Origin of the sequence: Pectinatus haikarae, assembly GCF_015732185.1 — a bacterium.
Classification (GTDB): Bacteria; Bacillota; Negativicutes; order Selenomonadales; family Selenomonadaceae; genus Pectinatus; species Pectinatus haikarae.
Window position 1 is genome coordinate 191653 of sequence record NZ_WIQM01000016.1, and the last position, 15220, is coordinate 206872.

Below are 15220 nucleotides of genomic sequence, written 5' to 3' on the forward strand. Positions count from 1 at the left end.
AGATGGACGCGACAACATCTTTCATAACCATACTCCTATAGTAGTTCTGACTTTCTTTTCTGTTCTTAGTTTTTTTGCATATATCATTAAACGAGGAATATTTTTTTTAGGATCTTTTATATAAGCTTGGATTGCTTTGTTATATATCTCAACATCCATCTTATTCATTTGACGAAGGCAATCACAAATCACTCTCTCACGGTCATATATTTTCATTGAAATATCCTCTATTGTGCAACTTTCTACTCCTATTTCCAGAAGCTTCGCCTGCATATAGAATGGTTTTATAGCTGGATAATCAATATCAAAACGTGATTTCGTAGAATTCTTATCAACTGCAAGACACCATGCTGCAGGTGTTCTATCCGTATAGCCATAGTACTGAAGAGCCGTTTCCATACAAAGAATCGCATCAGGAAATAGTTTGGCAATTGTGGCAGCTTCACTGAAGGAACGGTCATCCTGCCATTGATAGTACCCATACCGTATTTTTTCGACGTATCCATCTTGCATAAGCTGGCACAGAAGTTTGTAATAAATACCACATTCAGAAAGCTCTTTTGTGCGCATAATGCCATCATGGGTATCAAATATTTTTTTTACACTTTCCGTATCCATGATTACATCCTTTCATAACTTTAAGAAAATATTTTTCTTAAAGCGGATAAAGTTCTAAATACAGATTACAGCTTTATTTAGCATAAGTCAAATTAATTCTTTAAGAACTTTTTTGTATATTAGCGGATAAAGTTCTAAAATAAGCTTTTATTTCTTTCAATATCCACTAGGTGTCCATAATGGACCCCTAGCTCAAACTATAAATATAGGGCTTTGCTATTATTCATAGCAGAAGCCCTTATCTCATTTATTCATAAAATATATAAATTTTTCTACTCAAACATAAAAGCATCGAAAATGTTATTTAAAAGAGAACTACCAACAAATGTACTTTTATGTATACTAACACATCTCTAATTATCATATAAGTGCATTGCGCTCATTAAATCATCGCGAACGCTCCTTTTGACGTTCTTGACTACGCACATCATCTTTTGATTCAACACGAAGAAGTACTTTTTTGGGCTTTTTAATATTAACTTCATTATTAAAAACCTTATCTTGATTAACGTTAACGGTTCTATCTTTCAACTCTTCAATTGCATGCTGCACCGACGGCTGCTGCTTTTCTACCATTTTTACTTCTTCTTGCGTTTTTTCTGCGCCCTGCTCTTTCTTATCGAATGGTGAAAGGTTTAGAACTTTTTCTTTCTTTGCCTGTAAATATTGAATTCCTTTATCAAAAACAAATGCTGTTTTTTGAACGGCCTGGTCCACAATGCTATAAGCTTTATTCCGAACTGCAACTTTTATTTTATCTGGCATTTCCTGAATACCAGTATAAACTTGCTTTACTTGTTCACGAGCCTCTTTCCATAGAGCAGCTGCGATGACCGGCTTTTGCCAACGAATCTCCGCGCGGAGATTTTCTATATCAGAAATAATTTTTTCACCATTATCCACTAAATTCTGCATTTTTTCCGACGAACTGCCTCTTGTCTGTTCCTGCATCCTCTCAATAATATTCTTGATTTGTTCCATTTCCCGCTGAACTTGTCGTTCACGTTCTACGAGCTTTTCATATTCCGTTTGCAGAAAAAGACTGGCTTGTTGAAAAAAAGTTACCGTTTTATCTGAAGCGGTCATAATATCCTGCTCAGAACGTGGTTTCTCCGGTACGGCTTGTAAATTCTGCAAATTTTCCTTGATAGCTTCATGTTTCGGCTCATATTCCAGCCAAGTTTCCGGCGATGGTATATACTCCTGTTCTGCCTTCAAAAACTGATCCATCTTCTCGTACAAATTGTCCGCGGCCTTGCCAATATCATGATGCACAATTTTCGGGGCTTTATCAAGCGTATCTTGTACGCTTTTTTTCATATCCTGTTTTAGCTGATGTGCAATATTCCCATAATTTTGCACATCAGCTTCATCGATCATCTGCCATAAATCTTTTTCCATAACGCTTTAATCCACCGTACAGACAAGAAACATCCACATCTATAAGGCTAATCTTAAGGAAACTCTGTCTTTACCCCTATTGCTTTGATCTCCTGGACGATTTCGGCAATCGGATCGTTTTTTTTCGCCTTTCTTCTAACCAATTGAACATATCTATCCAACGATTTTTTTACCTCAAGGTCCACAACCTGTTTTGCATAGGCCTCAATCTCATCGGCATATTTACGAAGTTTCTGCGCTTTAAACCAGCCGGCCATCTGTTGCTCGATGTTCTCGACCAACTGCTTCTGGCGTTTTTCCATGGCCTGGATCGTCTGCAGCTCTTTCTGTCTTTCTTCTTCAATTGCGCGCTGACGTTCCCGTTCCCTTTCCCTTATTTCCTCTTCCCTGTTCTGTATGACCCATGCAATTTTTGCCTCCAGGGCGGTTTTGACCATCCACTTGAATACCTCGCCCAATTGTTCTTCTAAAGATGCCTCGGCAGAATCAGCAAGGGCTAAGACCCGCTCCATCTTGTCTTTTTCCCAGTAATCAGAAATTTGCTTGAATTCAATTTCCAGCTTGCCGGTGAACACTTTTTCATACATGGGCCTGAATTCGTGAACCATGTTTTCGGACGGCATATCGGCGATGACGGCCCGTCGTTTTGCCATCGCTTCTTTCACCTGAAATGAAAAGGAGTTTTTAAATAAATTAATACTGGCACAGTCGGCAGCTTCTCGTTGGTTATAATGCGGACTTTCAACCTTAACCTTACCGCCCACCTCTTCTACCGCTTTTATAAGCGCGTCAACGATCCGGCAGGCCCGATTGCTCTGTCTGTCGGACACCTTGATCGGCAAGACCATGTGATCAGGGCGGTATTGTACTTTGGGAAAGAACGCCACGTCCCCGAACTGGAACATATCGCGGAACTGATGCTCTCTGTTGCGCACCTTCCGATATTCAATTTCCTTTTGATATTCAATAATCAGAGGATGAAATGGGTCGACTTTTTTCGAAACATGGATCTTCCCGCACCATTTTTCAAACGCCTCCCGGGAGCGGGGTGTAAACACGTCAAGTCCATCGAGCTTTTTCAATTTTTCTGTTGGTTGGGCACTGATATCGATAAATTCCATTTCATGCTCATGTTTCGTATTTCTTAAAACAATGCTCTCCTCTTTGGCTTTCACTACTGGCAATTCGGGCTTCGACACCTTGGCTCCGGCCTTCACTTTAGCCCAATAGCCGAGCGGCGGCAGAGGAATTTGCAGATTGATGCAGCGTTTGCGCAGACCGTTGTCGGAAATCCCATAACGCTTTGCTACGGTAGTTACCGGCTCGCTCCAAACTTCGTTATACAGCTTTGTTCTTTCGTCTTCAGTACTCATGGCTGTTGCTCATCCTTCCAGTCAACAAAGGAAAACCCAGCTCTCAGCAAGTTATCTGCCAGCTCTTCGAGCTCTTCCGAACTTTTTACTTCTTCCGGTACGAAATAGCGGCGTCGGTTGTCGTTGAAAAGTGCCGAAATGGACCCTAGAAAATCCGACAGTCGAGGGTATTCGTACTGATTCAAATACACCTTGTCTTCCTTATAAATTCTGTCAATAAGACTGCTACTAGGAAACCTGTTAGCTAAGTGCACCCCAACGATGGAATGGCGAAGCTCGCTTAGTTGATTGAATTCTTGTTCAAATTGGCTGTGATTGTTCTTATTCGTAATAAGCTTTGAGATGTCTAAAGATATCTTAAGTCGGAGTTTCAGTTCCTTAGCCAGCGTCCTTATCTTGATAATATCCTTGGTTGTTTGCATCAGGTAGCTCGGCTTTGCTTTATGTCTTTGCGGTCCGTTAACCAGAGCAATGGTGATACCATCGTACTTCTTCAGTTTTTTCTCCAGTTGGCTGTACCTGGCAAAAAACTCTTTTTCGGTGTACATCGGGCCTCGAAGAGGTGAGAACAATTCCAAAGCGTTTGGCGGACCGTATGCTGCGAAGCTTTCCTGCAAATTGGTTATTACACGGGTCAACTGCCCGTCGTCTTTCCAGATAAGATCATTTTCCTTGTCATATGAAAGACGTAAGATATATGGTCCGCCGGGGTCGGCCTTCAAAGCCCCAGTTGTCGTTTCCACAAATACACTAGAGCTCTTGATGTCCTCCGGATAGTCAATCCCTTTATTGATTACGGGAAGCAGAATGTTCATGTTGCGGACGATGTTAACCCGCCCCGTGTTGACACAAAGATTCACATATTCCGGCCAGTATTCTGCATCTTCGACCCAGCTATGCACCCAATCATACATGATTAACATTTCCAGTTCGCCTTTACGGCCTTCAATGAATGGCCTATGGCAATTGTCTTTATATATTTCGTCGACTCCGAAGGGATTGTTATTATAACGGTGATTGTACCGATTAATATGGTAATGCTGCTCAGTACTCCTATCGTAGATGCTCTCTACATATTTTTCGTAATATTGATAAGCGATTTCACCGGCAAAGCCAAATAAGTTTACCTTGAATTCCGCATATGTATCCTTTATCCAAGAAAGCAAGGCTTCGTCCAAATACTTATATCCAGTACGAGAAGGTTTCTCTGTTTCACGTTCCTTTAGCTCTTGCACCAAGATGATAAGCTCTTCCTTGTGTTCGGCTAACCCCATATCCTGTATTTTGCGATCTTCACAAAACTTGTTAATCATATTTTCAAAATCATCCCTGCTATAAAACAGATCCATATACTCATAGCTTTTTAAATGAGATTTTAGCGTTCTGTCAATTCGTGATTTATATTTTTTATAGTACTCGATAATAAAGTCTTTACTGCGGAGTAAGGTGTCAGCAATTTCTTTTTCTACCCTCGCCGCCGACTGCTCGAGTTTTATCGTCTCGTAATCATATTCCTCTGGGTTTAGATACGTGTTGAAGTATTCCACTACACATTTCATTACAGCGGCCATGTTTTCCGCATGATTCTTAAAGTCGAACTCATCGAGTTTCTTCTTTTTTTTCATTTGAGAAATGTACTGCTCAACTGTTAGCATGTTTCCACTTCACCCCTCTGAAATTGCCTTTCTGGGATTGTATCAACTTAAATCCGGCATAATTTTACAATATATTTCAAAATCAAATTAGCACATCTGCGCCAAAAGTGCAAAAAACGGCAAAGGTTATTGCTTCCTTTACCGGCTATCCGATATTATGATTGCCATCCACAACCAATTCATTTGTACAAGTTTTGTTCTTCATACTCTCTATACTTTTCAAGAACACTCAAAGCTTTTTCCTTAAGACGCTCTACCAGTTCTTCATGCCTTTTGTCGATTGTCAACCAAAGCTCTCCGTATTGCTTGGCAAATGCCTTAAACAGTACGTCTTAATGTACCTTTTTTACACTAAGTTGTTAATTCCCAAATCAATCCTTATAATCGCATCATTATGAATTTCGTAATATATATTTATATCAGCTAACACCCTGCATCATAAGGGGCCAAGGACGCCCAGATTCAATATCCGGATGACGCGGCTCAGTGTCAACAATTCCATATTCATCGCGCAATTCGTCAATTAGTTCCAGGCACGATACTGCAACATTGGCCGCAATATTGGTTTTCTTAACCATTGCAAAGAGTTTTTTTCGCAGAGCCGACACATCGACGCTATAGTATTCATAGACGTGCGGCAATGTTTTTTTACCCACAGCTATTTCATTTATCATTCCTTCCAACACCCAATCAAATTTAAGGTCTTCCTCACCATAGCTCTGTACTAATACCAATAACCCCTCTTCATCTGCAATCTCTGCTATTAAGGGCTTTATTCGAGACTTTGCGGTAGCAGAGAGTTGCCCATAACGCTGTAATAAATTGTGATATACATCAGGATGGCGAGCGATTAAATCTGGTATACTTCCTGAAAGCAGTCCCTGCTGGTTTCCGGCCACCTTACCGCTACAGACTAAGTCAAGAATCCTTGTGACTGACGAATCCGTATCACGTAAAACTACTGCATTTAGCCAATAGTAATCTTTATAAAATCGTGGATCACCCTCCGCCAATTTGAACAAAGATAACTCCGCCCGCGTATTCGGGGCATGCGCAAGAGAAGCTAATAATTCTTGGAACCTGTAAGGCTCTTTAAGATGTTCTTTCCCCAAATCTAAAGCTTCATCCAGGGCCTCTGGCTGATCGGAAAAAGGTAATAGTTGCAGCCATTCTACAAGCTGATTATGATGCTCATCCAGCAACCATGGTTTCTTCTTAGCCTCTTCTAATAAATCTTTCAGCCCTTGGATAACTATATCGGCTTCTATTTTGTATCCTGCAATAACGAGCGATCTTAAAAGTTCAAGCTTTTCTGATAGCGGCAACGGTACATGCAAAAGTTCAAAAGCAATAGAACCCCTATCACCATGAGGCATACTTAATGCTATCTTGGCAAGTTTTAAAACATGTCGGTATTCTTTATCGCCGCAATTAGATGAGTTGATATTATGTATAGCAGAAAAAATCGCTTCAGCAAAAGGTGATAGTGATTCATAGATTACATCCTCTTGCTGGCGTCGTAGATGACGGGCAGCTACTTCTGAGAAATCGGGCCATGGTTTAAAAACTTTCCTCTCATAATCGTCCTGTTGTTTATCCCAGATAATTTTAAGCACATATGCTGCCTCAATACCAAAGTCAAGATCGGATAGGTATCGAAGCATTAATTGAATGACCTTATCTCCGCTAATAGCTGAAAAAGCATCTTTGTAAATGTTAGTATAGCAAATAGTAGTCTCTTGAAAAGCATATCGATTCCTTGGGTTTGCAGCAAATTCATACTTTGCCTGTTTCCATTGTGAAAGGTCTTCCAGCAGAAGACTTTGTAGCCCTTCAAAGAACTCTGGCTTTGGAAAAAATGATATTACTCGAACAACTGACGAAAGTTGTTCACGGCTTGCAGGTAGCGATTTCAGCACCTCAACCCATTGATTAACGGTCTTAACAAGAAATTCTTGAAGTCCTTCATCCGTATTTAATAATTCTGCTTCGTTCTTTTGAGCATGTCGTGCCAGAATATCTGCTAAAAGTGCAATAACATGCGGCTCATGGGTGTTACTATACGACTGTAGTGTCGTCAGGATTGATACAGGCTGACTGTAACTAATGCGGTCAATTAAACGCCAGTATTCGCTTCTCGTTATCTCTTCGACCGGTCCGTCCATTTCCTGAATTTTTTTGTCAAGTTTAATCAGCTTTTCGATGAGAATACTTACCGTCTTTGGCCCAGCTATCACAGTCGCCTCGTCTGCAAAACGATTTTCTTGGGAAGTATTAACAATTAAGTCAATAATGGCCCCTTCTTCGACTACTCCTGCGTCCCTTAATAAGTCAATTGATCCGTAAGGGGTTTTGCTTCCATTCTCAATACGACACAGAATTCCCCTTTTGACCTCTTGAAGATATTGTTCCTTTGCCTTTACTAATGTCCAATAGGCGTTATTATCATCTAATGGGAACTCATCCGATACTATGATATCTTCAACTTGCTTTCTAATATAAGGGCTGATTTCACCATCATTAACAAGCAAACTCAGTTTTTTTAATACATTGGTTTCTTCTGTAATATATGTTAGGTGTTCTTTTTTCCATCGTTCCGCAATTTCGGCGTCAGTAATTTCATTCGTATAATTGCTACAAGCAAGCATCTGCCAAATGTCTTCCCTCGCGACTTTGATAATCGCAATGGCAAACCGCTCTGCACGCCGAAACAAAAGAGCCTCTATCACTGCAAATTGTACTTTGGTACTCGTTTCTAGCTTGGCAAGATTTGTAACAAAGTTTATTCCATCAAGGCCACTCTCCATAGCGATTTCTGCCAAGACACTTTCACGCACTTCTTCAGGTACAATGGCCAGTCGTTCTTGGATACTAGCGCCCAAGACGCTAGGTCGGAATTGCCGAGCGACACGAAGGGCTTTTAAATGTATTTGGTCATCAGCATAGGTGACTAATGGCCAAATCTGTTCCGCAAATTCCGGACGTCCAGTAGTGATCATAAAGCCAATTGCCCGATCCACTTCACCTTGTTTATGCCAACGTAAAGCGAAAGCCTTAATCTTATCTTGAATAATGTCCCAGACGTCCGTCGATGATCTATAAATCATTTCTGCGGCAAGCATTGGATCGACCGAAATAGACTGCAAAATTGCAGCAGCAACTGCTTTAACACTCTGGGGATCACGATAAGATAATCGTTCACACGCAAAAAGGATTGGCTCCTCCCATAAAGGCAAATTAAGAACATTGAAGCTCAGTTGTTTTCCGGCTTCCACATCACCGGCTTCTGCTGCTAGTATCATTTTCTCGACATCCAAAGAAGCATACCACTCTTGGATTTGCTGGTGTTGGAAGGAGATTCCGCCACTTCCACCTGACCTAACCAACAAATGCTGATTTACTAGCGTATCAATAACATCCTGTGGCTCCGGCCGATTCGTTATCTGCCCTCCTGTTACTAAATCATTTTCAATCTGACTAATTACGGCACGTGCCATATCCTCCCGAATTACGGTATTGGAAATACTGGTGGCCTTTGAAGCCAATCCTGCAAGAAATACCTGATGACAGCCAAAAAGCTTTTGCCTTAAAATTAAAGCCCGTTCCTGCACCCTCTCGTATTCTGCGACAAAACGGTTTAGTACTTCTTCTTTAGTAGTCGGCATTTTCCCAGAAGTAGCATAGGTAAGCAACCAATTCAAATAAAGGGGGATTGCTACCAGTTCCCTCACCCCATCCGTTTGCCATGCTTGCTCTAACAATGCTATTCCATTGTCTCCAAGCAATACATGAGCAATCTCCTTCTGTTGTTCATCAGAAAATGTGTTAAGTTCAAGTTTGGGTCCAGCAATCGACAAATCCCCTACCTGGGGTCTTGTACTGATAGCTATCCTGATACGAGGAAATTCACGCTGAAGGGTTTTTATTTGGCGATTGACACGAAGCTTCGCTTCATAATCAAGTTCATTCCAACCATCCAACATAAGCTGTAACCGACCATGACATGCAAGCAGCATAAAGTGTTGTTCACGGAAATTACGAAAAGCATTCCTCTGGATAAGCATTTTAAAAAAGGTGTCTGATTGCATTGACCATTCTGCGAGCGGAATAACAACAGCTATCCCGCCTTCCGATGCGAGAATAGTATCTGCAAGCTGTATCATTGTTGTCGTTTTCCCAAGCCCCGGTGCGGCAACAATGGAAATTTCATTGACAATTTTCATTGCAGCCGCGATGCCTGCCAGGCTAAATACATGGACGCCGTTAGTGTCCTTCGAAGTCATATTAATAGGAACTACGTGTTTTGGCCAACTCTGCTCGTTCTTGAAATGCTCGATATCTATTCTAGCGGCGCTACGTAGTCGCACTGTCACTTCCTCAAGATCATCATCCTGAGGCAATGAAAGACTTCGAATTATTTTAAGATCATCTTCATCCATCTCGACAGGAATTTTTCTTAGGAGCTGAGCATCAATGCTTGACCCTGCAATTGCAGCAAAAGATTGGCTCTCAGCTGTACGTTTCCAATCATTCAGCCGTGAAACGGAAAATGCGTCTTCATCACGATCTATGAGAATTGAGCAATTGCTACAGAGCCAAATACCATTAGTAATATTTTTTCTCTGGTCTGGACTAAGTGCTGGATCATATCTGGGCCCACCGGGAGCAGCAGCAGTAATATGTGCCGCTATCCCAGTAATAATGACACCTTCGCTACCGGACTTTGCGCCGATTGTGGCCCGTCGGCAATTAGGATTTGAACATAGCCAGGCAACGCGCTTTGCAAGTTCATCTTTCGTTTTTTGTGTGAAATCGTCTCTATTAGACATAACTAAACTTCTGCCCCCAAAGCTCAAAAATCCCGTCAATTTTATTACACATGAGAATAATCGTTACGAAATTCTACCAACATTTCATTGAGTACACGACCTGCTTTTAACCTTTTAATAATCTCGTCCCGCGATCGTTTATTCTCTGCCTCAATCCAGCCATACTCCTCAGGAATCTGTTCGACTCTTTTTATCATCTCTTCTTTCTTCCCGTAAATAAATGAGACAAAATCATCTTTTTCTCTGTCATCCTTAAATATAAGGATAACCTCATAAAATCGCTCGCACGCATACTTCGCTTCTTCACTATCTTCTCTGAGCAAGAATTTATGGAGCATGTAGGAAATTTCACTTTTCAGATAATATTTGAAAGAGTAAGTAATATCCATTTTATATTTATCAAATTTTAGAAATCCCCATTCTGGTACAGTCGTCATAAAACGTCCGCTATCTAAGGTGACAATTCGACATCCATATAAACGCGTTTCAAAATATTTGATATTCACATACCCATAATTAACCGAAGAATTACACATTGCATATGCATAAAATTCAGGCTTTCCTCGTTCATCATCTTCTTCATCATCAAATACAATAGTATACTCAGGATTATATTTGCTATAGTAAAAATTCTCCTCTTTAATCCATTCCTCTTTATTTTTCAGTTTTTTTATGAAACGTTCTAACGGAACTGTAGTTAATCCAAACCTTTTTTTCCATAAATACTCTGTGTGGTCAATGTCCGCACTTTTATCAATATCGGTATTCGTATCACAGACTCTTGTGTATATATGATAGGCTCGTACAATCCGCCGCTGATCCTTATCCTTATAATCTTCTATTAAATAATAGGGCGTATCTGACGTATTTTTAACAATAAGTACATCAATCTCATGATCTTGGATATTGAGGGTCCTTAATTCAATACGCGGACGAATCCCTGAGACAAATTTCTTGCTTTTTAACTGATTTATAATCTCTTGCTGATTTCTACGCCCTGGATCAGCCTCTACACCAACAATATTACCAGTTTTATCTACAACTCCATATATAATATAAGCGTCTCTATCAGCGCGATTATTGGCCATACAGATAATATCGTGCAATAAATCAGCGGTATTGGCGTGATGCTTTTCTTTAAAGTCCCAATAATCATCTTCTCGTTTACTCAAAATCAAACTTTCAATTTCCTCTTGCAGTTCGTTTATATTCATATAAACTCTCCCAAAAATATTAATATACATACCATTTTGAAACCTAGTAAAATAAGCTAATTACTTTCGCTTAGATTACCTTATATAACTAATCATCTTGTAAAAACTACGCTTTCCTCCGATATCGTAACTCACTTCTGAAGATTTTGTTTGTACTGAGAGTCTGACCATTTATTAACTAAATCATCTAAATAGAAGATATTTCAAATATATTATTAGCGTGGTGATTTGTTATTTTTTTCACCCAACAATTTCATTTCCATATCTTCCAATGCCTTTATATAATCTTTTTCGGCCTTTGAAACATCACCTAAATGCAATATCTTATATTTTTTATACTCTTCTTTCGCTTTTAGTTCAGCCGTTTTAGTACTAATTTTTCCGGAATGAGTAAGAATTTCATGCTTAGACAATTTCAGAAATCCATCTAATGCGTCAATCCAATCTGACATATACATAGGTATCCTTCTACGAGCCTGCATTTCTGCAAATTCAAGATAAGCAGAAACTACACTGTTTAATGCAGATAATTCATCTTCAGTGCAATAGTTTTTTGCTACTAATGCGTCAGCTTGCGTAGGCTGTTCTCCCTTGAAACTAAGTATACCCATATAAGGTTTGTCTGCATCTGCCGAATAATAAATTTTTTCTGCTGCAGTCTGTCCATGTGCTGCCCAATGCATTTTATTCTGCACAGTTTTGAAAAACAACGCAGAGGCTTCCATTCTCGGATCATAATCAACACTGGTTGCATAGATATCAAGAACCTTTCTCCAAAACACTTTTTCTGAGGAACGGATGTCACGGATACGCTCCAGTAATTCATCAAAATAAATTCCACCGCCATTATTTTTTAAAAAATCATCATTTATGGCAAATCCTTTTTTCATATACTCTTTCAAAACATTGTTTGCCCAAATCCTAAACTGAGTGCCTCGTAAAGATTTTACACGATAGCCCACAGAAATAATAACGTCTAAGTTATAATAGTCAACTTGATATGTTTTTCCATCCGCAGCAGTTGTTGCAAAATTTGCAACAACTGAATCTCTTATTAATTCGCCTTCTTTAAATATATTTTTTATGTGACGTGAGATGGTAGACTTGTCTCGTTGAAATAGCTCTGCCATTCCATCAATCGAGAGCCAAACAGTATCGTTATCAAAGGTAGTTTCTATTTTAGTCAGACCATCTTCAGTTTTATACATTATAATTTCAGAATTCATATGCACACCTCGTACTTATTTTTTTATTATAAATGTTTCTCCGAAATATTTCCATTAATATATATATAAATTATCCGAGTTTTGGATATATCCCCGCTAGTCATTTTGGCATCATAGCAAAGTTTCACAAGGATCGGTTCCTTTCATGTTCCTGACTACGCACATTCCCCTTTGATTCAATACGGAGAAGTACTTTCCTTGGCTTTTTAATATTACTTTCATTATCAGAAACCTTATCTTGGACGGATGCCACGGTTCTGCCTTTCTCTGGCTCATTTACGCGTTGAACAGCCGACTGCTGTTGTTCTGCTGTCTGCAATTTTTCCTGCTGCTCCTTTTCTACAGCCTGCCATCTCTTTTCTAATGGTGAAAGATTTAAAACTTCTTCTTTCTTCGACTGAAGATATTGGATTCCCTTGTCAAAAATGGATGAAGTCTTTTGAATAGCCTGATCCACGATGCTATAGGTTTTGTCCCGAACCGCAGCTTTTATTTTACCCGGCACTTCTCGAATACCAGTATAAACTTGCTTTACCTGTTCACCCACCTCTTTCCATAGAGCAGCCACAATAACTGGCTTTTGCCAACGAATGTCTTCACGAAGATTTTCTATATCCGAAACAAATTTTTTGCCATTAACCATTAATTTCTGCATTTCTTCTGGCGAACTACCCTTTGTCCGCTCCTGCATTTGTTCAATAATATTCTTGATTTGCTCCATTTTCCGCTGAACCTGCCGTTCACGTTCCATGAGCTTTTCATATTCCGTTTGTAGAAAAATACTAGCTTGCTTAAAGGAAGCTACCGTTTTATCCGAAGCAGCCATAACGTCCTGCTCAGATTTTGCCTTTTTCTGTACGGCCTGTAAATTCTGTAGATCTTCCTTGATAGTTTCATGTTTCGGCTCATATTCCAGCCAAGTTTCGGGCGATGGTACATATTCCTGTTCTGCTTTTAAAAACTGATCCATCTTTTCATACAAATTGTCAGAGGCCTTGCCAATATCACGACGCACGGTTTCTGGGGATTTATTCATCGTAGCCTGTACACTTTTTTCTATGTCCTGTTTTAGCTGACTGGCAAGATTACCATAATTCTGCGCATCAGCTTCATCGATCATCTGCCATAAATCCTTTTCCATAACGATTTTCTCCCTTCAATTTAAAGGGGCTGTGACAAAATGAGAAATCATTTTGTCCACAGCCTCTTTTTCTACACAGTTTGAGGCAACAAGCGGGCAATTACTGAAAAAAGGGCATACAACCCCTTTCCCCATAAAAACTGCTTTTCTACAGTTTATGCGGCTTTCTTCAAACGTAGTCTTTTATTGTGGTATTTATAAAGATTGTGCCCGATGGAAACCAGGAAAATCTCTAAACGTACCTGTTCCATGCCTTTACGAACAATTCTTTTGTACCAGCGGTTATTTTTCATAATCCCAAAAGTACCTTCAGATTGAATCGAGCGATTCATACGAAGAAGCGCTCCTTGAATGCTTTCTAGGTTATCCACAACTTCTTGGTGTATAGAAGTTAGTTCCTGGTTAAGACGAATCGTCCTGTTTTTATCCGTCTTTTTACACTCGGAGGCATAAGGACAATCTGTACAATTTTCGCACTGGTAGACCTCTTCCTGACGTCCGTATCGATTCCCTTTTACATTTTGTCTGTATTGAAGGTGAAATGCCTGTCCAGCCGGACAGCGCAGAGTACCTTCTTCATCAATCTTGAAATTCACTGCCCGAAACGGATTATCTCGATACTTTGCGTCAGTAGTTTCTTTCTTGTACATAGTGAATTTCATATACTTTTCCATACCGTGCTGCTCACAGTAAATATAATTGTTGTATGAACCATATCCTGCATCAGCAACTGGATACCTTGGATAAAATCCGTAGGTATTATGAAATTTCTCCAGTAAGGGAACAAAACAATCCATGTCTGCACGGTATTGATTTACATCAGCTACAGCTATGTATTCATCTGCAATACCAAATTGAATGTTGTAGGCTGGCAGGAGCTGGTCGTTGCCCATATAATCTGTCTTGATCCGCATGAATGTCGCACAGTGATCTGTTTTGGAATAACTGTTCCGGTCTGGACCACAAATGGTTATCTTTTCAACATATTCTTTGAGTTTCGCTGTATATTCCTGAAGCCGTTCGTAATAGCTCTGCTGGGGTGTTTTTCGATGGCCTTTTCCATGGACAAATTTTGTTTCATCTATTTCATAGATTTTGGCATACCGATCCGTTACTTCACTTAGGTACTCAGGAACGTATTCGGAATTCGTATCAATTTTGATGCCAAAGCTGGCAAGATCGTCGTTGATTTCATCGAGTAATCCCGTGACTTTTTCAAAAAGTCTATATCTAGATTTTTCAGTCGCTTTCTTCCATACCCAGCTATATTTATTAGCATTTGCCTCAAATTTCGAACCGTCAATATACAGATGGCTCAAATCCACATGATCTTTGGCAAAAATTTTATTGTTGATCTCGCTGAACAATTCCTCAACCGATGGTTTGAGCATAGTTTCGATAAAATAGCCGAACGTGCGATAAGATGGAGTCTCGCGTTCCATGAGATACATAAAGCGAAGATTGACTTTACAGCTATCTTCGAGCTCACGTAGCGATATATATCCATTTGTCATAAATCCAAATAAGATTGTTTTCAACATGCTGGTCGGGTTGTATCTGATGCGTCCGGTAACGTGTTCCGGAACATTTTTCAGGTACTTCTCCAAGTCGATTCCCCCCATGAATCTGTCGAAAACCAGCACAGGATCACAAATATCCAGAAAATCCGAAATAAATAGTGGCAAAACTGCCTGTTTTGTTTTAAAATAATTGATGGTTGAATTTTTCATTAGACACGTAAAATTTTACCACAAAAAGAGGAT

General features: G+C 39.8%; 9 protein-coding genes. All 9 read right to left on the reverse strand.

Annotated elements, in window-relative coordinates; all coding sequences use genetic code 11:
• Positions 1–21 precede the first annotated feature (21 nt).
• The 9 genes from I6758_RS11495 to I6758_RS11535 all read right to left on the reverse strand — a co-directional run bounded on the left by I6758_RS11495 (position 22) and on the right by I6758_RS11535 (position 15142).
• The gene (locus I6758_RS11495; RefSeq protein ID WP_196605407.1) at positions 22–618 is read right to left on the reverse strand and encodes a type IV toxin-antitoxin system AbiEi family antitoxin domain-containing protein; all 597 of its coding nucleotides are present in this window, start codon (positions 616–618) and stop codon (positions 22–24) included.
• Between the two features lie 387 nt (positions 619–1005).
• Positions 1006–2019 (reverse strand): hypothetical protein, encoded by a 1014-nt coding sequence (locus I6758_RS11500; RefSeq protein ID WP_196605408.1) that lies wholly within the window; start codon positions 2017–2019, stop codon positions 1006–1008.
• A gap of 53 nt (positions 2020–2072) precedes the next feature.
• The gene (locus I6758_RS11505) at positions 2073–3392 is read right to left on the reverse strand and encodes a hypothetical protein (RefSeq protein ID WP_196605409.1); all 1320 of its coding nucleotides are present in this window, start codon (positions 3390–3392) and stop codon (positions 2073–2075) included.
• Complete coding sequence (locus tag I6758_RS11510; RefSeq protein ID WP_196605410.1) at positions 3389–5047, reverse strand: hypothetical protein; 1659 nt, start codon at positions 5045–5047, stop codon at positions 3389–3391. The genes I6758_RS11505 and I6758_RS11510 overlap by 4 nt, the downstream gene beginning before the upstream one ends.
• A 419-nt stretch (positions 5048–5466) precedes the next feature.
• Positions 5467–9876, reverse strand: coding sequence for an NACHT domain-containing protein (locus I6758_RS11515; RefSeq protein ID WP_196605411.1), 4410 nt, complete (start codon positions 9874–9876; stop codon positions 5467–5469).
• A gap of 44 nt (positions 9877–9920) precedes the next feature.
• Positions 9921–11090 carry an ATP-binding protein gene (locus I6758_RS11520; RefSeq protein ID WP_196605412.1) on the reverse strand — a complete coding sequence of 390 codons (1170 nt, stop codon included), beginning with the start codon at positions 11088–11090 and terminating at the stop codon, positions 9921–9923.
• 215 nt (positions 11091–11305) lie between these two features.
• Positions 11306–12316, reverse strand: a complete 1011-nt coding sequence (locus tag I6758_RS11525) for a virulence RhuM family protein (protein ID WP_231038653.1) — start codon at positions 12314–12316, stop codon at positions 11306–11308.
• A 124-nt stretch (positions 12317–12440) separates the two neighbouring features.
• Positions 12441–13457 carry a hypothetical protein gene (locus I6758_RS11530; protein ID WP_196605414.1) on the reverse strand — a complete coding sequence of 339 codons (1017 nt, stop codon included), beginning with the start codon at positions 13455–13457 and terminating at the stop codon, positions 12441–12443.
• A gap of 155 nt (positions 13458–13612) precedes the next feature.
• On the reverse strand, positions 13613–15142 hold the full coding sequence (locus I6758_RS11535; protein WP_196605415.1) for a transposase: 1530 nt from the start codon (positions 15140–15142) through the stop codon (positions 13613–13615).
• Positions 15143–15220 lie beyond the last annotated feature (78 nt).